Origin of the sequence: Ralstonia pickettii, from assembly GCF_001699815.1 — a bacterium.
GTDB lineage: Bacteria > Pseudomonadota > Gammaproteobacteria > Burkholderiales > Burkholderiaceae > Ralstonia > Ralstonia thomasii.
The window spans coordinates 293622-318632 of sequence record NZ_MCGB01000025.1 but is presented as its reverse complement, the minus strand read 5'-3'; the positions used below and the strand labels follow the sequence as shown (position 1 = coordinate 318632).

The following is a 25011-nucleotide window of genomic DNA, read 5'->3' as shown; positions in this document are numbered from 1 at the left end:
AAGGCAGCTCCGGCTGCCTTTTTTGTTTCTCGGCACATGGTAGGCCGTTGATTTGGCCCTCTTTACGATCCGCACGTCGCTGTGCAATCCCGGCTGGGCTCGCCCGGCCTGACACTCGATGAACACCACCCGCGTCTCGCGCATCCGCCTGACTGCCGCCGCCACCCGCGAGTTGCCGCGTTGGCTGCTGCTCGCCATCTGCGTGATCTACGGCCTATCAGGGCTGTTCTCGCGCGACCCGTGGAAGAACGAAGACGCCGCCGGCTTCGGCGCGATGTGGACACTGGCCACCGGCAATGCGCAGGACTGGCTGATGCCGAACATCGTCGGGCGCCCCGTCGTGCAATCTGGGCCACTGGTGTTCTGGATCGGTGGCGCGTTCATTCGCCTCTTCGGACAATGGCTCGGCCCCGCGGACGCGTCTCGCCTGGCCACCGCCCTCTTCTTCTTCGTTACCAGCGCTTGCATCTGGTACGGGGCCTATCTGCTGGGTCGGCGCCCAGAAGTCCAACCGTTTGAGTTCGTCTTTGGCGGCCAGCCAAACACGCGCGACTACGGCCGTACGCTGGCAGATGGAGCACTGCTGATCTTCCTCGCCTGCGTGGGCCTGGCACAGCGCGGTCACGAAACGACACCGCTGGTCGGGGCGCTGTGCTTCGTGGCTGTCGCGGTGTATGGCTTGATCCGAGCGCTCGACAAGCCGGTGCACGGCAGCCTCATCTACGGCATCGGCATCGGCTGCCTGTCGCTGGCGGGCGGGCCAATCCTGCCATTGGCCATCACGGTGGCCGTATTGATGGCCGCGCATGCCACGCGCGTACTGCCGCTGCGACCCCTGCTGACAGTGGCGCTGCCCGTGTCGCTCATACTCGGCTGCTCATGGCCGGTGATGACGTACTTGCTGGCAAACAATCCGACGGACGCCGTGACCTACGTCCGCGAATGGGCGCGCTTCGATCGCCATCAATACGCCGGCCCCACGGCGCATTCGCTTGGCTTTGTCGCACGCAACCTGCCACTGTTCGCCTGGCCGGTCTGGCCGCTGGCCGCGTGGGCGTGGAAGAGCTGGGGCGGCATGCGCACCGCCCCGCATATCACGCTGCCGTTGGCCGTGCTGCTGCCGCAGTTGGTGCTGCTGCTCATGCAGCCCCACCCGGGCGACGACGGCTTCCTGCTGCTGATTCCACCGATGGCCGTGATGGCCACGTTCGCGCTGCCGACGCTCAAGCGCGGCGCCATCAGCGCGATCGACTGGTTTGCGCTGCTGGCCTTCACGATCCTGGGCGGGACGCTATGGCTACTGTGGATCGCCAAGATGACAGGTTTTCCGCCTCAGCTTGCGCGCAACGTCTACCGCATCGTGCCGGGCTATCGGCCTGAGTTCAGCTGGACCGCACTGGTCTGCGCACTGCTCGTGACGGCCGCGTGGGTGCTCATCGTCGTCTGGCGCACATCGCGCGCACCCAAGGCGATCTGGCGCGCAGTGGTGATCTCGGCCGCCGGCACCACGCTGATGTGGGTGCTGATGATGACGCTGTGGCTGCCCACCATCAACTACGCCAAGACGTACCGCGATGTCGCGCAGTCAGCCGCGCTTGCGCTGCCGCGTTCCTACGTGTGCGTGCAGCCGATCCGCATGGGCGATGCGCAGCTTGCCTCGTTCGCGTACTTCGGCCACATCCGTTTTGGCAATGCAGAAGACAATTGCGACATCCTGCTGCGTCACGACCCGTACGACTACGGTGCACCGACGAGCGTCTCCAACTACGAGTGGCGCCCGATCTGGGAAGGCCGACGCCCCGCCGACCGCGACGAGCACTTCCGCATGTACCGCCTGACCGAGGCGGCCACCGCCACACATCCGCCGCCCGCGCCGGCCACCACACGCCGGCGCAAGCTGCGCCAATAACGCTCTCGGTCGTACCCACATGTTTGTCGCCGACGTCCGCCGCATTACCGCACTGGCTTGGCCGGTGCTGATCGGCCAGTTGGCGGTCATCGCTTTCGGCGTACTCGATACGGCGATGGCTGGCCGCGCGACTGCAGCAGACCTCGCGGCCATCGGACTCGGCGGGTCGATCTACGTGACGGTGTACATCAGCCTGATGGGTGTGCTGCAAGCGCTCTCGCCCATCGCCGGCCAACTGTATGGCGCGCAAAGGCACAGCGAGATCGGCGAAGAAGTGCGCCAGGCTGTCTGGCTCGGGCTGGTGCTCGCGGCTATCGGCATGCTGATCCTGTGGTTCCCTGCGCCGCTACTGCAACTGGCGGATGCGACACCGGAACTCACCGAGAAAGCCACCGCCTATTTGCGGTATGAAGCACTCGCATTGCCTGCTGCGCTCGGCTTCCGGATCTACTCTGCGTTGAACAACGCGCTGTCGCGCCCAGTGATGGTGACGGTGCTGCAGCTCGCCGGCCTCGCCATCAAATTTCCGCTCAACGCACTGTTTCTGTACGGCGGCATGGGCGTCCCCGCGATGGGTGGCCCGGGCTGTGCACTCGCCTCGATGATTATCAGCTGGCTATGGTTTGTGGCTGCGGCCGCCATCCTGATGCGCAATCCAGCGTACAAGCCGCTTGCGATTTTCACGCACTACTCGCCACCCAATCGCGCGCGGCTGTGGGCACTCGTACTCCTGGGTGTGCCGATGGGCTTCACCTACCTGATCGAGATCACATCGTTCACGTTGATGGCGATCTTCATCGCGCGTCTCGGTACGGTGGTCTTGGCAGGGCATCAGATTGCCGCCAACCTCGGGGCAGTGGCCTACATGGTGCCGCTGTCCTTGTCGATCGCGACGTCGACGCTGGCTGCGCAGTCGATCGGCGCGCGCGATCGCGTTGCGGCCCGACGCATCTCGCTGAACGGCATCAAATTGGCGGTGATGTGCGCGATCATCGTTTGCGCGGCCGTGCTGTTCTTGCGTCGCGAGCTGGTCAGCCTCTACACGCACGATGCTACTGTCCTGGCGATTGCGGTGCCGCTGCTGCCTTTCATCGCCTTCTATCAGATGTTCGATGCGCTGCAGGTCATGACTGCATTCATCCTGCGCGCATACAAGATCGCGCTCATCCCGACCGTCATCTACGCCTTATCGCTGTGGGGCGTGGGTCTGGGCGGCGGCTACGTGCTCGGATTTGGACTACTGGGCGAGTTTGCGACGCCTCTGCGTGGCGCAGCCGGCTTCTGGGCGGCCAATGCGCTCAGTTTGATGGTGGCCGGCGCGTTGCTGGTCAGCTATTTCAATCGAGTTAGCCGTGCGCCCGATTAAAGAAAGCCATTCGCCGCCGCTTTAAAACGACGTCAATCTGGAATGACTAGAATTGAATAGAAAGCGCAAAAGAAAAAACCCGCTGCAAGCAGCGGGTTTTGATTTGGCGGAGCGGACGGGACTCGAACCCGCGACCCCCGGCGTGACAGGCCGGTATTCTAACCGACTGAACTACCGCTCCGTGTCGGTTGCAAAATCAGCTAGAGACTGATTTTGCTAATGAGCTTCTGGTTAAGCTCTTATTTTGGCGTCCCCTAGGGGATTCGAACCCCTGTACTCACCGTGAAAGGGTGATGTCCTAGGCCTCTAGACGAAGGGGACAGAAACTGTTTTGCAACGCTTTCTGTCTTACGCTGCGAAGTCCGCTACTATAACGAACTTCTTTGCGTTTTGGAAGCCTCTTTTCAAATTTATTTTTTGAATCGAATCTTCCGGCATTTTGGTGGAGCTAAGCGGGATCGAACCGCTGACCTCTTGCATGCCATGCAAGCGCTCTCCCAGCTGAGCTATAGCCCCGAGGTACTGCCTTTTACTGCTTGCTTCTTACTGCATTTCGCTTCGTGTTGCAGCGAAAACAAGAGTATAGGGGAAGTATTTGGCGCTTGGCAATACCCTTTCGCAAAAATTTTTGCGCTGCACACGTCACGCCGCCAGACGATGCAGAACGACGTCGCGACCGAACAACTCCAGCACCGCATCAATCGACGGCGTTTGCAGTTGCCCTGCCACCAGCAGGCGCACCGGCATCGCCAGCTTGGGCATCTTCCAGCCGTGGGCCGCCAGAACTTCCTTGAAGACTGCGCCGATGGCCTCGCGCTTCCACTCGGGCAGCGCCCCGAGCTTCTCAGCCAGCGCCGCAATGCCAGGACGCACGTCGTCGGTCAGGTGCTGCGCAGCGAGCTCCGGCTCGACAGCCAGATCCGAGCGATAGAACAGCAGCGCTGTCTGGGCGACTTCACGCAGCGTGTTGGCGCGATCCTTCACGAGCGCAACCACGTCAGCCAGCACAGGGCCGCCATCCACCTTGCCACCCAGCGCCTCGATGAACGGTTTCACCAGCCCCGCCAGGCGCACATTGTCAGCCTGCTTGATGTAGTGGTTGTTCAACCAGGCAAGCTTCTCAGGGTTGTATTGCGCCGGCGACTTGCCCAGGTGCTCGAGGTCGAACCACTCGATGAACTGCTCGCGCGAAAAGATCTCGGCGTCGCCATGCGCCCAGCCCAGACGGGCGAGGTAGTTGACGATGGCTTCTGGCAGATAGCCCGCATCACGATAGCCCGTGACAGCCATGGCACCGTGGCGCTTGCTCATCTTCTCGCCCTGCTCGTTTAGCACAGTCGGCAGGTGTGCGTAGACCGGCGGCGTACCGCCCAGCGCGCGCAGGATGTTGATCTGCCGGGGCGTGTTGTTGACGTGGTCGTCGCCGCGGATCACATGCGTGATCTGCATATCCATGTCGTCGACGACCACACAGAAGTTATACGTAGGCGTGCCGTCCGGGCGCGCGATCACGAGATCGTCGAGTTCATCGTTGGAGATTTCGATGCGGCCCTTCACGGCGTCGTCCCACACGACACTCCCGCCGATGGGGTTCTTGAAGCGAATCACTGGCTGCACGCCGGCCGGCGGCGGCGGCAGAATCTTGCCGGGTGCGGGGCGCCAGGTGCCGTCGTAGCGGGGCTTCTCGCCGCGCTCGCGTTGCGCTTCGCGCAGGGCGTCGAGTTCTTCGGTGCTCATGTAGCACGGGTAGGCGAGTTCCTGCTGCACCATCTGAGCAACCACGGCGCGGTACCGGTCCATGCGCTGCATCTGGTAGAACGGGCCTTCGTCGATGTCCATGTCGAGCCAATCCATCGCTTCCAGGATCACGTCGACGGCTTCCTGGCTGGAGCGCTCCACGTCGGTGTCTTCGATGCGCAGGATGAAGTCTCCCTTCATCTTGCGTGCGAAGGCCCACGGATAGAGTGCCGAGCGGATGTTGCCGAGGTGGATGAAGCCGGTGGGGCTGGGAGCGAAACGAGTACGGACGCGCTGTGTCATAGGAATGGCTGAACGAATAAGGCCGCGTGATCGAACCCTGAGCGCGGATCCTGAGCGGCCTCTATCAAAACTGAAATTATAGCAACCGTCCTGCACGTGTCTGGCCGACCCTGTCGCTGAACTTTGGCACAATGGCGGCCGGCCGCAGTGCGCTCGGTCACGACTGAACACAACTGCGCGGCATACCAACCGCCCCAACTCACTCATGCAACGCCGCCTTTTCCTGGGTGCCGCCGGCGCCTCCGTGCTCTCCGCCTGCACCGTGACGGGTTTCTCGTCCGGCAAAACCGAAACGCCCGTCACCCCCGCCACGGCCGTGCTGCCGCCCACGACTCAACCAGCCACACAGCCCGTGCGGATCGGGTTGGCACTGGGCGGAGGTGCCGCGCGCGGTTTTGCGCACATCGGCGTCATCAAGATGCTGGAAGCCCAAGGCATTCAGATCGACTTCATCACCGGCACGAGCGCGGGTAGCGTGGTAGCGGCGATCTACGCGTCGGGCATGTCGGGGCTGGAGATGAACCGCATGGCGCTCAAGATGGACGAGGCCATGATCGCCGATTGGGCGCTGCCCTTCGGCACGCGCTTCGGCGGCTGGCTCAAGGGCGAGGCGCTGGAGAAATACATCAACCGGCTGGTCAAGCAGAAGACGATCGAGCAGATGCGCATTCCACTCGGCATCGTTGCGACGGACCTGGCGAGCGGCAAGCCGATCCTGTTCCGGCGCGGCAATACCGGTCAGGCGGTGCGTGCGTCCTGCAGTATCCCGGGCGTGTTCCAGCCGGTAACGATCAGCGGTCGCCAATATGTGGACGGCGGCTTGGTGGCGCCAGTGCCGGTTACCTACGTCAAGCAGATGGGCGCGACGTTCGTGATTGCAGTGAACATCTCGGCAGACCCTGCCAACCAGGCTGTGTCGGGACAGGCGAGCATGCTGCTGCAGACGACAGCCATCATGGGTCAGAGCATCAGCAAGACCGAGCTGGCCCAGGCCGATGTGGTCATCACACCGTCGCTGCCGTTTGTGAAGGGCAGCGACTTTACCGCGCGCAACGAGGCGATTCTCGCGGGCGAGCAGGCTGCTCAGGCCGCCATGCCGCTGCTGCGGGAAAAGCTGCATCTGACGCAGACCATCGTGGGCACCCCGTTGCCGCCGCACTGACACCCCTGTCAGCGGTGTCAAGTCCTGCCATAGGTTGACACTGTGCTCAGTCTCCGAGCGCCCGATGCACCGCATCGGGCGTTTTGTATTTCAAGGCCAGATGAGGCCGTTCGTGGTTGTAGATATGCACGGCCTGCGCCACCATGCGTGCGGCCTGCTCTAGGTCGGCGGGGCGCTTGAGCAGCAACTCCCCTTTGAGGATGCCGTTGACCCGTTCGGCCAGGGCATTCTGGTAGCAGTCGTAGCCATCGGTCATGGAGCACGTGATGCCGTGCCGCTGATGGATGCGCTGGTACTCGGCTGAACAGTATTGGATGCCCCGATCCGAGTGATGAACCAGAGGCTGTCGCGTATGGCGCGTCTTCAGCGCCATCTTCAACGCCTGGGCGACCGACTCGGCATGCAGGCTGTCATGCACGCGGTAGCCCACGATCTTGCGCGAGTAGGCGTCAGTCACCAGACTCAGGTACGCACAGCGCTGGGCGGTCGGCAGATAGGTAATGTCGGCCACCCAGACCTGCTCCGGCCCGGTGGGGATGACCTGGTTCGGGCCGTCCTTGAGCAGATTGGGATGGCGCCGGAAGCGATGATGACTGTGTGTGGTCTTGTGATACGCCCGCTGCGGCACGACCAGCAGCCGGGCTGCACGCAGGATATCGAACAGGCGATCCCGGCCAACCTGGATGCCTGCCTCGGCCAGCGGCGTGCGCAGCACGTGCTGGAGCTTGCGCGTACCCAAGCGCGGCTGGCGCAGCCGTAAGTGGTTGACCAACGCACAGACCTTGGCCTCACGCGCGATTTGCCGTGTCTCGCTTTGCTGGCGTTTGTAGTACGCTTGGCGGCTGATGCCAATGTAGCGGCAGGCCCTGCCCACACTCAGCCCTTGGACGAGCTTTTGCGTGAGGACCTGCCCGAAGGCTTTTTTACGACGCGCGCCCCATGCTCTTTCTGGATCACGTCGATCACCGCCTCGAACAGGCGTGCCTTCTCTTGGGCCTCCCGCAACTGCACTTCCAATTCCTTGATGCGCTGCTCAGGCGTGAGCGGCTTGCGCTGGCTGGTTTGATTTCCCATCGTGGTTTTGGCCGCCGCCGAGGCGCTCCAGTCCTGTCGTCCGTGCTTGCGCAACCATACCAGCACCGTCGAGCGACCCTGAATGCCATAGCGTCGCTGCGCCTCTTTGTAGGTCAGCTCGCCTTTTTCCACCTGCTCAACCACTGCCAACTTAAAAGCCAGCGTGTAGTCCCTCTGCGTTCGCTTCTTCTGCCCGTCCATCTTGACCCTCACTCCCTGGCGGGGAAAAAGTGTCAACCTTATTCAGGACGGGTCAGCGAACAAAAAAAAGCCACGCGTAGCTGCGTGGCTTTTTTCTATTGCGTGATGCGCATCAGAGCGAATCAACCGCCGTACATTGCCAGCGGCTTGCCGGCGGCATTCGGGTCGACACGCTTGAGTTGCTCGACAAAGTTGTCGGCGCCGTCCTTGATTGCGGCACCGGACTTGCCCTCGATGCGGCGGGCGCCGTTGTAGCGTGTCACCCAGTACGAAGCGGTCATGTCATCCACGCGGATCTTGCTGCCGGTGGAGGGAGCGTGCACGAATTTGTTGTCGCCGATATAGATGCCGACGTGCGAGAACGTGTGGCGCATGGTGTTGAAGAACACCAAATCGCCCGGACGCAGTTCCGCCGTGTCCACGCTGGTGCCAACGCGGCTCATTTCCACGGCGCGACGCGGCAGCAGGAAGCCGAAAGTATCGTTGAAGACGTAGCGGACGAAGCCGCTGCAGTCGAGGCCCGATTCCGGCGTGTTGCCGCCGAAACGGTAGCGCAGCCCGATCATGCCCAGAGCGTTCATGACGACGTCGCCGGTCTTGCTCATCACGTTTGAGATGAGGCCCGGTTTGGCCTCGGGCTTGACGTCGGCGCGGACTTCCGTGTCTTTGAAGACCGTATCAGCATGCACTGCATTCGACAGCATCACGCCGCAGCCGATCACAACCCCTACCGCCAGGCGCGCCATGGAATGAAGTACGAAATGCTGCATTGGTTCTCCCTCGGAAACTTGTAATGATGCGGCGCACATACGCCGCCGCAAATGAGAACAGTCCGAATCTTGTTAAAACAATCTCGCAGGATGATAAAAGTGACACGTTGACTTGTCAAAGGTCGTTACAAATTCCTCGGAATCCACATGCAAATCATGTACTTAGACATGACTTTAGATGCGCATTCTTACAAAAACAGCGCATCTAAACTGCACTGCCCTAGGGCGAAAACGGTGGATTTTACGGGTTATCCCGGGTGGGGATGAGCGAAGCCGCCGCCATTAGCTTGCAGGTATAGGGGTGCGAAGGCGACGCCAATACCGCTTCAGTGTCGCCCTCTTCCACCACTTTTCCATCCTTCATCACCACCACGCGATGTGACATCGCGCGGATGACAGCAAGGTCGTGGCTGATGAACAGATACGACAGGTTGTACTTTTTCTGAAGGGCAGACAGCAGCGAGAGCACCTGCTGCTGGATCGACACGTCAAGTGCCGAAGTCGGTTCATCCAGCACCAGCAGCTGCGGCTTGAGGATAAGCACTCGGGCAATGGCGACGCGCTGGCGCTGCCCGCCTGAAAACTCATGCGGATAGCGGCCCAGCGCCGTGCGGTCGAGGCCGACCTCGCGCAGCGCCTCGATCACGCGGTGGCGCCGCTCTGTAACGTTGACATGCGGTTGGTGCAGTGCCAGTCCTTCGCCGACGATCTCCTCAATCGTCATGCGTGGCGACAGCGAGCCATACGGGTCTTGAAACACGACCTGCATGCGCGCACGCACCGCGCGGCGCTCGTCGCGCGAAATGTGCAGCAGCGAGTTGCCAAGGAAACGCAAGTCGCCGCTCTTTGCTGCTTGCAGACCCAGCAGCGTCTGCGCGAGCGTGGTCTTGCCGGAGCCGGATTCACCCACGATGCCGAGCGTCTCGCCTTCGCGCAGTTGCAGCGACACGGCATCGACCGCGGTGAACGGATCTGCCCTGAACCAGCCGGCAAACCCGGGGCGATGGCGCTCGTAGATGACCGTCAGCTTGTCGGCTTCGAGCAGCACGGGCGCAAGCGGCACTAGCGGCAGCACGTCGCGCTGCGGACGACTCTCAAGCAGGCGCACGGTGTACGGATGTTGGGGCGCGGCAAATACGTCGGCCGTGCTGCCGGTTTCGACCAGGATGCCGCGCTCCATCACGCCGACGCGCTCGGCGAAGGCACGCACCATGTTCAGGTCGTGCGTGATCAGCATGATCGCCATGCCGAACTCGGCCTGCAGTTCGCGCAGCAACTGCAGGATCTGCATGCGCACCGTCACGTCGAGCGCGGTGGTCGGCTCATCGGCCAACAGGAGCTTGGGCGAGCACGCCAGCGCCATGGCGATCATTGCGCGCTGGCGCTGACCACCCGACAGTTGGTGCGGGAAGGCGTCAAACCGGCGCGGCGCCTCGGCAATGCCGGTGCGTTCCAGCAGCGCAATCGCACGTGCCTTGGCAGCGCGCTTGTCCAGTCCCTCGTGCAATTCCAGCGTTTCGACGATCTGGTTGCCGATCGTGTACAGCGGGTTGAGCGCTGTCATCGGTTCCTGGAACACCATGGCGACGTCGGCGCCACGCAGGCCGCGCATTTCGCGCTCGCTGGCGGCCAGCAGGTCGCGCCCTTCGAGCAGTATGCGGCCGCTGTATTGCGCGTCGGCCAGCAAGCGCATGATCGATAGCGCGGTGACGGACTTGCCCGAGCCGGATTCGCCCACCAACGCGAACCGCTCGCCGGCGTGCAAATCGAAGCAGACATGCTTGACGGCTTCCGTCACCTCGCCGTGCTCGGATTCGAAATGCACGCACAGGTCATCCAGGCGCAGCAGCGGGCCGTCGTACTTCGGCGCTGAGGAACGCAGATCGACGCGGGTCATTTCACCCCCGCCGGTTTCTGGCGCGTGCGCAGTTGCGCGAATGACAGGCGCGTGTCGAAGGCATCGCGCAGCGCGTCGCCCATGAAAGTCAGCAGCACGAGGGTCAGCACGAGCACCACGAAAGTCGACAGCGAGATCCACCACGCGTCCAGGTTGGCCTTACCCTGGGCAAGCAGCTCACCGAGGCTCGGGGTGGATGGCGGTACGCCAAGGCCAAGGAAATCGAGGCTCGTGAGCGCAAGAATGGCCGCGCTCATGCGGAACGGCAGGAACGTGATCACCGGTGTCAGGCTGTTGGGCATGATGTGGCGCCACATGATCTGCCAACTGGACAGGCCCATCGCTCGCGCGGCCTTCACATAGTCGAGCGAGCGGTTACGGTAGAACTCGGCGCGCACGTAATCCGACAGGCTCATCCAGCCGAACAGCGACAGCAGGATGATCAGCAGCCCAAGGCTGGGGGTGAAGATCGACGCGAAGATGATCAGCAGGTACAGCTCCGGCATCGAACTCCAGATTTCAATCAGGCGCTGCGACACCATATCGAAGCGCCCGCCGAAGAAGCCCATCAGCGCGCCGGTCAGCGTGCCGACCAGCACGCCAAGCACCGTAAGCGCCAGCCCGAACAGCACCGAGACACGGAAGCCATACAGCAGCCGCGCAAACACGTCGCGGCCGCGATCATCTGTGCCGAGCCAGTTTTCCGCAGAAGGGGGCGCCGGATTGGGCTCTTTCGAAAAGTAGTTCAGCGTCTCGTACGAATACGGATTGGGCGGGTAAATCGCAAAGCTTCCCGGCTCCTTGAACTTGTCCCGGATGAACGGATCAAGGTAGTCCGTCGGTGTGGGGAAATCCCCCCCGAAGGTCATCTCGGGGTATGCCTTCACGATCGGGAAATACCAGTTGCCGTGGTACCTGACCACCAGCGGCCGATCATTGGAGATGCACTCGGCGCCCAGACTGAGCACGAACAGCACCACGAAGATGAGCAGGCTCCAATAGCCCAGCCGATGCTGCTTGAAGCGCCGCCACGCGCGCTTGAGCGGCGACGGCGAGTGGCGCACCGGATGTGGCGCTGCCGTGTTGGGTGCATGCGTTGAAGTGCGCGAATACTGGGTCATGGTCGCCGGCCCGCCTATCGCCCAACCGAGCCGAAATGGATACGCGGATCAACCAGCACGTAGCACACGTCGGAAATCAACCGCGCAGCCAGGCCAATCAGCGTGAACAAGTACAGCGTGCCGAGCACGACCGGATAATCGCGTCGCATCACCGCCTCATACGACAGCAGGCCCATGCCATCAAGCGAGAACAGTTGCTCGATGAGCAGCGAACCTGTGAAGAATGCGCCAATGAAGGCCGACGGGAAGCCCGTCACCAGCGGCAGCAACGCGTTGCGGAAAATGTGCTTCCACAGCACGCGCCGCTCCGACAAGCCCTTGCTACGCGCGGTCAGCACATACTGTTTGCGGATTTCCTCCAGGAACGCGTTCTTCGTCAGCATGGTGATGACGGCAAAGCTGCCCACCACCGACGCCATGACAGGCAGCGTGATGTGCCAAAGGTAATCCGTGATTTTGCCGAGCAGGCTGAGCTGATCCCAGTTGTCGGAAGTGATGCCCCGGATCGGGAACCACTGGAAGAACGTGCCGCCACCAAAGAGCACCAGCAGCAGCACGCCCAGCACGAAGCCCGGGATGGCATACCCCACCAGCACGATGATGCTCGTCACCAGATCAAACCGACTGCCCGCACGCACGGCCTTCGCAATGCCGAGCGGCACAGCTATCAGGTACGTGAGAAAGAACGTCCACAACCCGATCGAAATCGATACCGGCAATTTCGACTTGATGAGATCCCACACGCTGCGGTGCTGGAAATAGCTCTCGCCCAAGTCGAAGCGCGCAAAGCGGCCGAGCATCAGGAAGTAGCGCTCGACGGGGCTCTTGTCGAAGCCATACAACGCGCGGATTTCCTTGATCTTCTCGGCGTCTACGCCGCGACGCCCGCGATAGTCGAACGCGCCGCCACCGCTGGCCTCGCCTCCGCCGCCTCGCCCCTTCATCTCCATCATCATCTGTTCGATGGGGCCGCCAGGCACGAACTGGATCACGACGAACGTCAGCGTGACCACGCCGATCAGCGTCGGGATCAGAAGCAGCAACCGTTTGATCAGGTACGCGAACATGGTGTCACCGATGCGGTCATTTGGCAGCCGATTGGGCGGAGTCCGGCGTCCGCCACCAAGCCGTCAGCACCCAGGCTTCGGCCGAGTAGTAGTACGGCAAACGATCCGGGTACATCAGGTTCTTGTTGTAAGCCACACGGTGCGAGGCCGAATACCAGTGCGGAATCACATAGCAGCCGCGCATCAGCACGCGGTCGAGCGCGCGTGAAGCCGTGACCAGCTCGTCGCGATTGTTGGCACGCAGTACATCGTCGATCAGCGCGTCCACGGCTGGCGATTTCAGGCCGATCACGTTGTCCGAGCCGGCCTCGTCAGCTGCGGCGGAGCCGAAGCGGTCCTTCAGCTCGTTGCCCGGGCTTTGCGAATCGGGGAAGCGCAGCGAGATCATGTCGAAATCAAACTCTTCCAGTCGCTTCTGGTAGAGCGCGAAATCGGTCATGCGCTGGTTGACCTGGATGCCGAGCTTCTCAAGGTTGCGCGCATATGCCGCCATGACGCGGCTCATGGCGCCGCCATCGTCGAGCATCTCGAAGACAAACGGCTCGCCCTTGGTGTTGCGCAGCGCGCCATCGGAGTATGTCCAACCTGCCTGGGCCAGCAGGCGACGCGCCTGCCGCAGGTTGTCACGCAGAGAGCTGGGAGCATCAGTCGAGGGGGGTGCGGGCAGCACGCCAAACACCTCTGGGTCGAGCTTGCTGCGAAGCGGCTCCAGCAACGCCAGTTCGCCCGCGCTGGGCATGCCCGTGAGTGAATCCGACGCGGCCAGCTCGCTGTTGGCGAAGTAGCTGTCAAGCCGGCGATACGCACCATAGAAGAGCTGGCGATTGAGCCATTCGAAATCGAGCGCCAACGTCAGCGCCTTGCGCACGCGAAGGTCCTGGAACAGCGGCCGCCGCAGGTTCATCACAAAACCCTGCATGCCGGCACCGTTGCGATGCGGGAATTCGCTTTTGATCAGCTCGCCGCTGCGGAACTTCACGCCGACATAGCTCTTGGCCCAGTTCTTGGCACGGTACTCCACCATGGCGTCGTATTCGCCGGCCTTGAACGCTTCCAGGCGGGCGGTTTCGTCCTTGTAGAGCTTGTACTGAATGCGCTCGAAATTGAACGAGCCACGGCGCACGTTCAGGTCACGCCCCCAGTAAGCGGGATTGCGCCGAAAGGTAATGCCGCGCGACGGGTCAAAGCGCTCGATCACATACGGGCCGCTCGCGACCGGGTCCTGGAAGGTCAGCTTGTCGAACGCGACATCCTTGCCGCCGTCCGGATCATCGGGCTTGCCACTGCCCTTGCCCCACTTTGGCGAGAACACCGGCAGCCCACCGACGATGAGCGGCAACTCCTTGTTCCTGCGCTTGAAGTCGTAGCGGATGGTGCTCGCGTCCACCACCGTGACCTTGGCCACATCCGCGGTCATGCTGCGGTAGGCGGGGCTTGCCCCCTTGCCCATCAGCATGTCGTAGGAGTATTTGACGTCGGACGCGCGCACGCGATCGCCGTCGGAGAATCGTGCGCGCGGGTTGATGTGGAAGGTGACCGAGAGCTCGTCGGGGGCGACCGTCACGTCGTCCGCAAGCAGACCATAGCCGCTGGCGGTTTCGTCCCAGCTTGTAATGAGCAGGCTTTCAAAGACCAGCTGATTCAACCCCGGCGCCGACGTTCCCTTGATCGTGAACGGATTGAACTTGTCGAAGCTCGTGCGGCGGTCTGGGTTGCCGAGCAGCAGCATGCCGCCGATGGGCGCCTTCGGGTTCAGATAGCCGAAGTTCGAGAAACCGGCCGGATACTTGAGGTCACCATATTCGGCGTAGCCGTGTGCCGCCCAGGCGGGTGTCACGCAGATTGCCGCCAGCAGGCAGACCAGCGCCATGAATCGCTTGTGTGTCGCAACGCGCACGCTCATTGCGCCCCTAGCCCCCATTGTCCTTGCATGCGTTGATCCGATTGATCGCTGTCTGAAAAACTGTTTCAGACGATTCTAACGCCCTCACGCGGCAATCCCGCCAATTCCGGCCCCGGGGATCGTCCCGCATTGACAAGGCTGGCAGGGGTTGTGCGGCACTGCGCAAATGCGGAGCTGCCCCGTGCTTTCCGGTATGATCGCGCCCACCTAATTGCCTCGTGCCCCGGATACCGCCGCTGCGCAACCGCAGCGACGAGTGACCACAGCAACATACGGGCGCGACGTTGCCCCACATTTGTACGGAGAAACTATGGGATTCCTCGCTGGCAAGCGCATTCTGATTACCGGCCTTCTGTCCAATCGCTCGATCGCCTACGGCATCGCCAACGCCTGCAAGCGCGAAGGCGCGGAACTGGCGTTCACCTACGTCGGCGAACGCTTCAAAGACCGCATTACTGAATTCGCCACCGAGTTCGACAGCAAGCTGGTGTTTGATTGCGACGTCGGCAGCGATGAACAGATCGCCAAGGTGTTCGAAGATCTTGGCCAGCACTGGGGCCACTTCGATGGCCTGGTGCACTCGATCGGCTTTGCGCCGCGCGAAGCGATTGCCGGCAACTTCATCGAAGGCCTGTCGCGCGAGTCGTTCCGCATCGCGCACGACATCTCGGCATATAGCTTCCCGGCGCTGGCGAAGGCCGCGCTGCCGATGCTCTCGCCCACTGCTTCGCTGCTCGCCCTGACGTACCTGGGTGCTGAGCGCATCGTCCCGAACTACAACACGATGGGCCTGGCCAAGGCGTCGTTGGAAGCCGGCGTGCGCTACCTGGCCGGCGCGCTGGGGCCGAAGGGCATTCGTGCCAACGGCATCTCGGCTGGCCCGATCAAGACGCTGGCTGCTTCCGGCATCAAGGATTTCGGCAAGCTGCTGAAGTACATGGAAGATGTCGCCCCGCTGCGCCGTAACGTCACGATCGAGGAAGTCGGCAACGTGGCCGCGTTCCTGCTGTCGGACCTGGCAAGCGGCGTGACCGGTGAGATCACCTACGTCGACTGCGGCTTCAACGTGACCGCAGGCGTGCCGGAGAGCGTCGGCCAAGGCTGATGCATTGATTGATGGGTGCAAGCGGCGCCATCTTCGGATGGCGCTTGCAAGTCAGGGCGCGACGCGTACAAGACCCCAGCAGACAAAGAAAAAGCCCGCATGGTTTGCGCCATGCGGGCTTTTTGACGTGCATTGCAATGCGAGCCGTCACGTCAGCTCGACTCGCATCCGCCTGTTGTGTGCGCTTCCCGCGAGAAGCGCCAAACTGGCGGAGACGGAGGGATTCGAACCCTCGATCCAGGTTTTGGCCCGGATGCTCCCTTAGCAGGGGAGTGCCTTCGACCTCTCGGCCACGTCTCCCAAACTCGCGTTGCACGAAGGAGCCCGTGCAACGAAGCGCGTATTCTAGCCACTTCACCCCACCCGGTCAACGACAACTGCATGACACGCGGTGAGAATCTGTGGCCCCCGGGGGGCGCCACCCCGGCCATACAGTGCCAGTTCAGCCGATTACGCCTGATCCAGCTCGAACGCCTTGTGGAGCGCGCGCACGGCCAGCTCCATGTACTTCTCATCGATCAGCACCGAGATCTTGATTTCCGAGGTGGAGATCATCTGGATGTTGATGCCCTCTTCCGACAGCGTGCGGAACATCTTGCTGGCGATGCCCACGTGCGAGCGCATGCCCACACCCACCACCGACACCTTCGACACCTTCGGGTCGCCCGACACGCTGGCCGCGCCGATGTGCGCCTTCACGCTGTCGTTCAGGATCGCCAAGGCGCGTTGGTATTCGCCGCGCGGCACGGTGAAGGTGAAGTCCGTCTTGCCTTCCACCGACTGGTTCTGGATGATCATGTCGACGTCGATGTTGGCGTCGGCGACCGGGCCCAGGATCTGATAAGCGATGCCAGGCTTGTCCGGCACACCGATCACGGTGATCTTGGCTTCGTCGCGGGCAAAGGCGATGCCGGAAATGGCGGCGGCTTCCATGTTCGAATCTTCCTCAAAAGTAATCAGCGTGCCCGAGTTCATCTCAATGTCGAGCGGCATCAGCGGGTCGGTCAGCGACGACAGCACGCGCGTCTTCACGCGGTACTTGCCGGCAAACTCCACCGAGCGAATCTGCAGCACCTTCGAGCCAAGGCTGGCCATTTCCAGCATCTCTTCGAAGGTGATCTTGTCCAGCCGGCGAGCGTCGTCCACCACGCGCGGGTCGGTGGTGTAGACACCGTCGACGTCGGTGTAGATCAGGCATTCCTCGGCTTCGAGCGCGGCGGCAACCGCCACGGCCGAGGTATCCGAGCCACCACGGCCCAGCGTGGTGATATGGCCTTCGCTGTCGATGCCCTGGAAGCCCGTGATGACCACCACACGACCGGCGTCGAGATCGGCGCGCACACGCTCGTCGTCGATCGACTGGATGCGCGCCTTTGTGTAGGCCGAATCGGTCTTCACCGGCACTTGCCAGCCGGTGTAGCTGCGGGCATCGATGCCTTCAGCATGCAGAGCAATGGCCAGCAGACCCACACTCACCTGCTCGCCAGTCGAGGCAATCATGTCGAGTTCACGCGGGTCGGGTTGGGCCGAAATCTCTTTGGCCATACCCAGCAGGCGGTTGGTTTCGCCAGACATGGCCGACGGAACGACCACGATCTGGTGACCTGCACGGTGCCACTTGGCAACGCGCTTGGCGACATTCTTGATGCGTTCAACCGAACCCATCGAGGTGCCACCGTATTTGTGAACGATGAGAGCCATCTTGGAAAGATCAGGAGGAGGCGGAGCGGTGCAAAAGCTTTTGAAAATACAGCAATTTGCATCGATCGGCAAGCAATCCGCCGGTGACGATGCGTATCACGACGCACCCTCAAGGCCAGGACGCCACGTGATGCGCCAGCCAGTACCGCTATGCGTGGCCGCCTGGTTCATTCCCAGCCCCGCGGCAAACACTAGCATTTCGCCTGCATAGAGCAGTGGCAAACGCTGGCGCTCCCACGCAGGAATGCCGGCTTCCTGGTAAGCCTGCTTGAGCGCCCGCGACGGCCCGCCCGGGCGCAGCGCGATGCGCTCGCCGCCGCGCCGGGGCGACAGGACCAGCGGCGCTTGCAAAGTTTGCGTCGCAACGCCATCGCTCGCCACGGGCGCAAACAACAGCGCCCCGCCCCATGCGTCCACCGTCACACGCTGCTCGGCCGGATGCGCCGGCTCGAACAGCTGGGCCCCGATGGCGACCGCGGCCTGCCCGGGGCGATCGTTGGCGCCAGTGTCGATCCATGCAACGCCACGGTAGCGCCTGACCTGCCCAGTCGGCAATTCAATGCGCAGTGCACCGTCATCTCGTGCGTCAATCAGTTGCGTATGCAGATCCTCCAGGCGGCGACTCGACAGCGCGCGCATGCCCGCTTTGGTCAACCATGCACGCAGCACCGCACGCTGACGTGGCGCGGACAGCGCAATCAGCGCCGCTACATCCAGTCCATTCGCCGAAGCAATGCGCGTCAAATCCGCCTGAGCGATCTCGTCGATCAATGCGGCCGCATCCGCCAGATGTGCCGCGCTGCGCGACAGCGCCTCGCGATAGGCCGGGAAATGGTCCGCCATGCCTGCGAGCAGTGGACGCAATGCATTGCGTGCGTAGCGTGCGTCGGTGTTGGACGGGTCTTCGACCCAGCAGAGCGCGTGGGCGTGTGCGTACAGCTCGATCTCGCTGCGCGGTGCATCGACCCATGGACGCAGCAACGTGACTGCACCCGCCCGGGCCATCGGCATGGCGGCGAGGCCATCGAGGCCGGCGCCGCGCATCAATTGCAGCAGTACCGTCTCAGCCTGGTCATCCTGATGATGGGCCGTCAGCAGAATGGAGGCGCCTGTCTGCGCGCACAGCGCTTCGAGCGCTGCATACCGGGCTTCGCGCGCCGCTTCTTCAACGCCCTGCCCCGCATCAATCTCTACGTAGACGCGACGCGCATGAAACGCCACGCCAGCGGCTTGGGCCATACGTTGACAGGCACATTCCCAGACATCGGCATCGGCCTGCAAGCCGTGGTGAATATGCAGGGCAACGAGCTGCACACGGGCGCCCGCATCCCGCCACGCAGCACACGCGTGCAGGAGCGCGGCGGAATCCCGCCCGCCCGACAGTGCAATCGCCACGGTCGGTGTTTCGATCTCGCCAGAAACAACAAAGGCCGCACACGCGGCAACGCGTTGTGCGACCTTGTTGACGAGATCAGCCGACGAATCAGCGACCTTCGGTTTCCTTGAACTTGCCATAAGCCATCAGGCGCTCGTGACGGCGCGCCTGGAGTTCCGACGTCTTCATGCCCTGGAACTGGCGCAGCGATTCGGCCAGCGCGCGCTTGAGCATCGTCGCCATGCTCTTCGGATCACGGTGTGCGCCGCCCAGCGGCTCGTTGACGATCTTGTCGATCAGGCCGAGCGCCTTCAGGCGATGCGCGGTCAGGCCCAGTGCCTCAGCGGCTTCCGGCGCCTTCTCTGCGGTCTTCCACAGGATCGACGCGCAGCCTTCCGGCGAGATCACGGCGTAGGTGGCGAACTGCAGCATGATCACCGAGTCGCCCATGGCAATGGCCAGTGCGCCGCCCGAACCGCCTTCACCGATGATGGTGGCGATCAGAGGCACCTTCAGGCCAGCCATCACAAACAGGTTGTGCCCGATGGCTTCGGATTGGCCACGCTCTTCCGCATCAATGCCCGGGAATGCGCCCGGTGTATCGACAAACGTGAAGATCGGCAGGCCAAACTTGTCCGCCAGCTCCATCAGCCGCTTGGCCTTGCGGTAGCCCTCGGGCTTGGACATGCCGAAGTTGCGCAGCGCGCGTTCCTTCGTGTCGCGGCCCTTCTGGTGACCGATCACCATGCAAGCTTGGCCGTTGAAGCGCGCCAGACCGCCCACGATCGACAGGTCGTCGGCGAAGGTGCGATCGCCGTGCAGTTCGTGGAAGTCGGTAAAGATCTCGCGGACGTAATCGAGCGTATATGGACGCTGCGGGTGCCGGGCGATCTGCGCGACCTGCCAAGGCGTCAGGTTGGCGTACAGATCTTTGGTGAGCTGCTGGCTCTTGGAAGCCAGGCGGGAAATTTCTTCAGAAATGTCGACAGCGGAATCGTCTTGTACGAAGCGAAGTTCTTCGATCTTCGCCTCAAGTTCTGCGATCGGCTGCTCGAACTCCAGGAAGGTTGTTTTCATGGATCTTCTGAAAGGCTCTTGAAGGCGCGCATTCTACCGGATTTTGACCGCCCGGCGACGCGCTCCGTTTCATCGAAATGAACAGATCAATAGGTGGTCGCCGTGTCTAGGCTGCGCCACATATACCAAGTGGCCACGGTGCGCCATGGCTCCCAGTTGGCGGCCACTTCCCGCGCCTCGCTGCGAGTGACGGGTTCGCCACTGAAATAATTCTGGGAAATCGCGTTGATGAGGCCGATATCGTCCAGCGGCAGCACGTTCGGGCGCATCAGATTGAACATCAGGAACATCTCTGCTGTCCATCTGCCGATGCCGCGGATTTGCGTCAACTCGGCGATCACGTCTTCGTCTTCCATCTCGGCCCACTTGGCGACGTGCACGGTGCCGTTGCGAAAGTGATCGGCCAGATCAAGGATGTACTCGGCCTTGCGTTTGGACAGGCCGCAACCCGCCAGCTTTTCCTGGCCCGCACGCAGGAACTGGGCGGGCACGAGCTTGGGGCACACACCCACGACGCGTTCCCACACCGACTGCGCAGCCTTCACGGAAATCTGTTGCCCGACAATCGAGCGCGCCAGCGTGACGAACGGATCGCCGCGCGAAGCCAAGTGCGCCGGGCCACACGTCGGAATGATCTTGCGCAGGATACGGTCGCGCTTCATCAGGTCTGCGCAAGCTTCTTGCCAGTACTCGGGCGGCCCCGAGAGCACCACTTCGGCGGGCACAGGCAGCGTCTCGCTGGCGGCAAGTGCTTCGGGCAGTGGCACCTTGCTCGCAGGCACGCGTTTGGCCGGGGCCTTGGCGGCCTTGATCGGTGCGCTCTTGGCGACGACCGTCTTGCTCGCCACGCCGTCGACTTTTCTGGCGACTGCTTTCTTGGCAGCCGACACCGTCACCGCCGGCGCTTCTTGGCAGCGGTGCTGCGTCCTACGTTGGCTTTCTTGGCCACCGCGCTCATGCGCGTCTCCACTCGGTCAGGCCACCCGGTTTGTCTTCGAGGACAATGCCGGCGGCCAGCAGATCGGCACGGATGGCATCAGCGCGGGCAAAATCGCGGGCAGCCTTGGCGGCGCGGCGCTCTTCGATACGCGCTTCCACTTCTGCCGCGTCCACACCATCGGCCGACACACCGCCCTGCAGGAACACATGCGGATCGCGGCCGAGCAGGCCGATCACGCCGGCCAGCGCAGCCAGTTGGCTGGCCAGTTCGGGCGAGCGCGTTTTGTTCACTTCGCTCGCGAGTTCAAACAACACCGACACGGCGACCGGCGTATTGAAGTCGTCGTTCATCGCTTCGAGGAAGCGCTTGCCATGCGACTCGCTCCAGTCGGGTTTTGCACCCACCGCCGCCGGCACATCCTTGAGCGCGGTGTACAGGCGCGTGAGCGCATGGCGCGCGTCGTCGAGGTGGGCGTCGCTGTAATTCAGGTCACTGCGATAGTGCGAGCGCAGGATGAAGAAACGCACGACTTCCGCGTCGTACACTTTCAGCACGTCACGGATGGTGAAGAAGTTGCCGAGCGATTTCGACATCTTCTCGTCATTCACACGGACGAAGCCGTTGTGCATCCACATGTTGACGAACGTCTTGCCGGTCGCCCCTTCGGACTGCGCAATTTCATTCTCGTGATGCGGGAACTGCAGATCGGCGCCGCCACCGTGCAGATCGAAATGCTCGCCCAGCAGCTCGCAGCTCATCGCCGAGCATTCGATATGCCAGCCCGGACGGCCCTCGCCCCACGGCGACGCCCAGCGCGATTCAGCCGGTTCGTCGGCCTTGGCGGATTTCCACAGCACGAAGTCGAGCGGGTCCTGCTTGGCATCATTGGCCGCCACGCGCTCGCCGGCGCGCAGGTCTTCGAGCGACTTGCCGGACAGCTTGCCGTAACCGGGGAATTTGCGCACCGCGTAGTTCACATCGCCGTCGGTCGCCTGATAGGCGAGGCCGTTCGTCTGCAGCCTGCCGATCATGCTCAGCATCTGCGGCACGTATTCGGTGGCGCGGGGTTCGTGGTCCGGGCGCTGCACGCCAAGCGCATCGGCGTCTTCGTGCATGGCAGCGATGAAGCGGCCCGTCAGCGCACTCATCGTCTCGCCGTTCTCGACCGCACGCTTGATGATCTTGTCGTCGATGTCGGTGATGTTGCGCACGTAGGTGACGTCGTAACCGGCCGCGCGCAGCCAACGCTGCACCATGTCGAACACCACCATGACCCGCGCATGCCCGACGTGACAGTAGTCGTACACCGTCATGCCACACACGTACATGCGCACGCGGCCGGGCTCGATGGGGACGAACGTCTGTTTCTCACGCGCGAGCGTGTTGTAGATCTTGAGTGATTCCATGAAGCGGTGTCGGGAGACTCAGCGCGCCGCGCATGCGAGGTACAACGTTGCGGGCGGACTAAATTGGAGGCAATCGGCGCCGGCACGGCGCCTGCAAAACTAGCGGCATATCTTACCGGAACTGCGCTGACAGGGCGGCCTGCCAGTGCGTGAGGCATGCTCCCCGTCAAGAACCTTTCCTGGCGCGCACGGCCGCTGCTGCGCACAAAGACGGTTTGTTAGAATGCGGCGGAGTATAACGGAACCGATTCTCATGAACAGACCGCTGCGTCAGACCGCTGCAACCCTGGCTTGCCTGCTTGCCATGTCGGCGGCACCGGCCTTCGCCCAGACCGCCGGCTTTGCCTTGCCGGCCGATTTGATGCCCAGCACGCAGCAAGCGCCGCAGGTCGCGCGCCAGAAGCGCATCGACGACGCGTTGACCAAGAAGCAATACGCCGAGGCGCTGACAGAGCTGGACAAGGACGTCGCCTCCCAGCCGCGCAACGCGCAGGCACGCTTCCAGCGCGGTGTTGCACTTGCCGGCCTGGGCCGCGCGGACGACGCCATCGTGGCCTTCAGCCAGATGACACAGGATTTCCCGGAACTGCCCGAGCCATACATCAACCTGGCTGCGTTGTATGCCGAGCGCGGTGAGCTGCTCCGTGCCCGCGACAGCCTGATCATGGCGAACCGCGTGGCACCGGAAAATGCGCTGGCGCAATTCAATCTTGGCGATGTCTACGTCCGCCTGGCCGCGCAGTCGTACCAGAGCGCGATCAAGCTGAACCCCAAGAACGCCACCGCCCGGGCACGTCTGGATGCCCTGCCCGACCTGCCGGGCGTGCACCCTGCCACCAAACCTGTCACGACCACGCTGCCTGCAGCCAGCGGTGTGACTGCCAAGCCGGCGAAGCGTCAATAAGAAGACGCGGCCCGATCCTGCTTTCCCACCCACAAGCTCTCTCTTCCTGACCATGCTCCGTATTCGCTCCCTCTTTGCCGGGCTCGTGTGTGCACTGGCCGTAACCGCCACCGCAGCCACGGCAGCCACCGCGTCCGCGCCGCGCATCCAGTTCAAGACATCGATGGGTAACTTCACCGTTGAGGTGTATCCGGACAAGGCGCCCAAGACGGTCGCCAACTTCCTGCAGTACGTGAAGGACGGCTTCTACAAGGGCACGATTTTCCACCGCGTGATGGACGGCTTCATGATCCAGGGCGGCGGCTTCACGCCCGACATGAAACAGAAGGACACGCGCCCGCCGGTCGAGATCGAATCGAAGAACGGCCTGAAGAACGACAAGTACACGATCGCCATGGCACGCACCATGGACCCGAACTCCGCCACGGCGCAGTTCTATGTGAACGTGGTCGACAACAACATGCTGAACTACCCTGGTCAGGACGGTTACGGCTATACCGTCTTCGGCAAGGTGGTTGACGGCACTGACACCATCGACAAGATAAAGGCGGTGGAAACCACCACCAAGTTCCCGCACCAGAACGTGCCCGTGAAGCCGATCGTGATTGAATCGGCCACCGTCGTCTCCAAGTAACGCATTTTTGCCCCACCCAAGGAATTCACCATGACCCAAGTCAAGCTGCACACCAACCACGGCGACATCACCCTGGCCCTGGACGCTGAGAAGGCACCCAAGTCGGTTGCCAACTTCGTCGCCTATGTGAAGGATGGCCACTACAACGGCACGGTGTTCCACCGCGTCATCAAGGGCTTCATGATCCAGGGCGGCGGATTCGAGCCGGGCGAGAAGATGAGCCAGAAGCCCACCAAGGCGCCGATCGACAACGAAGCCAACAACGGACTGAAGAACGAGCGCGGCACCATTGCCATGGCTCGCACCAACGACCCGCACTCGGCCACGGCGCAGTTCTTCATCAACACGGTCGACAACGACTTCCTGAACCACACCTCGCCGACGCCGCAAGGCTGGGGCTACGCCGTGTTCGGCAAAGTGACCGAAGGCATGGATGTGGTCGACAAAATCCGCTCGGTGCGCACGGGCAACCGCGGCTTCCACCAGGACGTGCCGATGGAAGACGTGATCATCGAAAGCGCCGAAGTGATCGAATGATCGACGCAGCGCACGCCGCACAGGCCTCCGCGCTGAAGACACCGGTCCGGGTTTCCGGGCCGGTGTTTTTTATTTCGGATCTGCACCTCACGGCCAGCATGCCGGCCACCGCCGCTGCGTTCGAGCGCTTCCTGCGCACGCGCGCCCGCGAGGCACGCACGCTCGTCATCCTGGGTGACTTCTTTGAATACTGGGTCGGCGATGAAGAGTTGGCTGATCCGTTCCACCAGCACATCGCCAGCCTGCTCGCAGAGCTTTCAGTGGCCGGCACGCGCGTGCTGTTCATGCACGGCAATCGCGACTTCCTGCTCGGCAAGCGTTTCTTGAATGCCGCGCACGCTACGCTGCTACCTGATCCCACCGTGCTGGAAGCGGATGATGGCCAGCGCATCGTGCTTGCCCACGGCGACGCCCTCTGCACGCGCGACGCGGCCTACATGCGCTTTCGCCACTGGACGCGCAAGCGCTGGGTGCAGCGGATATTCCTGACGATGCCGCTGCGCTGGCGGCTGAAGATCGCGCAGAAGATGCGCGCAGAAAGCGAAGCTGGCCGCGCCATGTCCGCCAATGTTGCCGGCGAACCCCGCGCCGCTGCGATGATGGGCGACGTCGCACCTGATGCGGTGGACGCGCTGCTCAAGGCATCCAATACGTCCACGCTCATCCACGGCCACACGCACCGCCCGCAATTGCATCACGAGCCGAGCGGCAGCCGCTGGGTACTTTCCGACTGGGATTTCGATCAAGCACACCCGCGCGGCAGTTTCCTCAAACTGCAAGACGGCACGCTGACGGTCGAGCAAGTGACGACATAAGCCGTCG

At 62.6% G+C, this 25011-nt stretch carries 18 protein-coding genes, 4 tRNA genes and 2 pseudogenes; 8 read left to right on the top strand and 16 right to left on the bottom strand.

The window, feature by feature from the left end; genetic code table 11:
* The first annotated feature begins 118 nt into the window (after positions 1-118).
* Positions 119-1909 carry an ArnT family glycosyltransferase gene (locus BEK68_RS04640; RefSeq protein ID WP_012435299.1) on the top strand — a complete coding sequence of 597 codons (1791 nt, stop codon included), beginning with the start codon at positions 119-121 and terminating at the stop codon, positions 1907-1909.
* Between the two features lie 19 nt (positions 1910-1928).
* Entirely contained in the window at positions 1929-3275 is a 1347-nt protein-coding gene (locus BEK68_RS04635; protein ID WP_012435298.1) for an MATE family efflux transporter, read from the top strand.
* Between the two features lie 104 nt (positions 3276-3379).
* Here the strand turns inward: BEK68_RS04635 and BEK68_RS04630 are convergent.
* The 4 genes from BEK68_RS04630 to gltX form a co-directional block, all read right to left on the bottom strand.
* Positions 3380-3456, bottom strand: a tRNA-Asp gene (locus BEK68_RS04630).
* 64 nt (positions 3457-3520) lie between these two features.
* Positions 3521-3596, bottom strand: a tRNA-Glu gene (locus BEK68_RS04625).
* Between the two features lie 119 nt (positions 3597-3715).
* Positions 3716-3791: transfer RNA gene (locus BEK68_RS04620), tRNA-Ala, on the bottom strand.
* Between the two features lie 126 nt (positions 3792-3917).
* Positions 3918-5315, bottom strand: a complete 1398-nt coding sequence (gene gltX / locus BEK68_RS04615; protein ID WP_012435297.1) for a glutamate--tRNA ligase — start codon at positions 5313-5315, stop codon at positions 3918-3920.
* A gap of 205 nt (positions 5316-5520) precedes the next feature.
* Between gltX and BEK68_RS04610 the strand changes: the two genes are divergently transcribed.
* On the top strand, positions 5521-6477 hold the full coding sequence (locus BEK68_RS04610; RefSeq protein ID WP_012435296.1) for a patatin-like phospholipase family protein: 957 nt from the start codon (positions 5521-5523) through the stop codon (positions 6475-6477).
* 58 nt (positions 6478-6535) lie between these two features.
* Here the strand turns inward: BEK68_RS04610 and BEK68_RS04605 are convergent.
* The 6 genes and pseudogenes from BEK68_RS04605 to BEK68_RS04575 all read right to left on the bottom strand — a co-directional run.
* Positions 6536-7752, bottom strand: a pseudogene (locus tag BEK68_RS04605) (IS3 family transposase); the annotation flags it as partial.
* 122 nt (positions 7753-7874) lie between these two features.
* On the bottom strand, positions 7875-8522 hold the full coding sequence (locus tag BEK68_RS04595; RefSeq protein ID WP_004626223.1) for a C40 family peptidase: 648 nt from the start codon (positions 8520-8522) through the stop codon (positions 7875-7877).
* A 241-nt stretch (positions 8523-8763) separates the two neighbouring features.
* Positions 8764-10419 (bottom strand): ABC transporter ATP-binding protein, encoded by a 1656-nt coding sequence (locus tag BEK68_RS04590; RefSeq protein WP_012435294.1) that lies wholly within the window; start codon positions 10417-10419, stop codon positions 8764-8766.
* A complete protein-coding gene (locus tag BEK68_RS04585; protein WP_004626216.1) occupies positions 10416-11540 on the bottom strand; it encodes an ABC transporter permease in 1125 nt (374 codons plus the stop codon). Before BEK68_RS04585 ends, BEK68_RS04590 begins: the two co-directional genes overlap by 4 nt.
* 14 nt (positions 11541-11554) lie before the next feature.
* Positions 11555-12607, bottom strand: coding sequence for a microcin C ABC transporter permease YejB (locus BEK68_RS04580; RefSeq protein ID WP_004626214.1), 1053 nt, complete (start codon positions 12605-12607; stop codon positions 11555-11557).
* Between the two features lie 16 nt (positions 12608-12623).
* On the bottom strand, positions 12624-14510 hold the full coding sequence (locus BEK68_RS04575) for an extracellular solute-binding protein (protein ID WP_004626211.1): 1887 nt from the start codon (positions 14508-14510) through the stop codon (positions 12624-12626).
* Between the two features lie 310 nt (positions 14511-14820).
* Between BEK68_RS04575 and fabI the strand changes: the two genes are divergently transcribed.
* Entirely contained in the window at positions 14821-15615 is a 795-nt protein-coding gene (gene fabI / locus BEK68_RS04570; protein WP_004626209.1) for an enoyl-ACP reductase FabI, read from the top strand.
* 206 nt (positions 15616-15821) lie between these two features.
* Here fabI and BEK68_RS04565 read toward each other — a convergent pair.
* From BEK68_RS04565 to cysS, 6 genes and pseudogenes are all read right to left on the bottom strand, one after another.
* Positions 15822-15915, bottom strand: a tRNA-Ser gene (locus tag BEK68_RS04565).
* Positions 15916-16065: 150 nt separating this feature from the next.
* Positions 16066-17316: an aspartate kinase gene (locus tag BEK68_RS04560; RefSeq protein ID WP_012435293.1), complete on the bottom strand. Its 1251-nt coding sequence runs from the start codon at positions 17314-17316 to the stop codon at positions 16066-16068.
* A 96-nt stretch (positions 17317-17412) separates the two neighbouring features.
* Positions 17413-18831 (bottom strand): tRNA lysidine(34) synthetase TilS, encoded by a 1419-nt coding sequence (gene tilS / locus BEK68_RS04555; RefSeq protein WP_012435292.1) that lies wholly within the window; start codon positions 18829-18831, stop codon positions 17413-17415.
* The gene (locus tag BEK68_RS04550) at positions 18800-19768 is read right to left on the bottom strand and encodes an acetyl-CoA carboxylase carboxyltransferase subunit alpha (RefSeq protein ID WP_004626201.1); all 969 of its coding nucleotides are present in this window, start codon (positions 19766-19768) and stop codon (positions 18800-18802) included. Before BEK68_RS04550 ends, tilS begins: the two co-directional genes overlap by 32 nt.
* 86 nt (positions 19769-19854) lie before the next feature.
* Positions 19855-20726: pseudogene (locus BEK68_RS04545) on the bottom strand (DNA-3-methyladenine glycosylase family protein).
* Positions 20723-22114, bottom strand: coding sequence for a cysteine--tRNA ligase (gene cysS, locus BEK68_RS04540; RefSeq protein WP_012435290.1), 1392 nt, complete (start codon positions 22112-22114; stop codon positions 20723-20725). The pseudogene BEK68_RS04545 and the gene cysS overlap by 4 nt, the downstream one beginning before the upstream one ends.
* Before the next feature lie 253 nt (positions 22115-22367).
* Here cysS and BEK68_RS04535 point away from each other — a divergent pair, with 253 nt between their 5' ends.
* The 4 genes from BEK68_RS04535 to BEK68_RS04520 are packed head-to-tail and all read left to right on the top strand — an operon-like array spanning position 22368 to position 25004.
* Complete coding sequence (locus tag BEK68_RS04535) at positions 22368-23018, top strand: tetratricopeptide repeat protein (protein ID WP_012435289.1); 651 nt, start codon at positions 22368-22370, stop codon at positions 23016-23018.
* A gap of 52 nt (positions 23019-23070) precedes the next feature.
* Entirely contained in the window at positions 23071-23652 is a 582-nt protein-coding gene (locus tag BEK68_RS04530; RefSeq protein WP_004626193.1) for a peptidylprolyl isomerase, read from the top strand.
* A 30-nt stretch (positions 23653-23682) separates the two neighbouring features.
* Positions 23683-24189: a peptidylprolyl isomerase gene (locus BEK68_RS04525; protein WP_004626191.1), complete on the top strand. Its 507-nt coding sequence runs from the start codon at positions 23683-23685 to the stop codon at positions 24187-24189.
* Positions 24186-25004, top strand: coding sequence for a UDP-2,3-diacylglucosamine diphosphatase (locus BEK68_RS04520; RefSeq protein ID WP_012435288.1), 819 nt, complete (start codon positions 24186-24188; stop codon positions 25002-25004). The genes BEK68_RS04525 and BEK68_RS04520 overlap by 4 nt, the downstream gene beginning before the upstream one ends.
* The last annotated feature ends 7 nt before the right edge of the window (positions 25005-25011 follow it).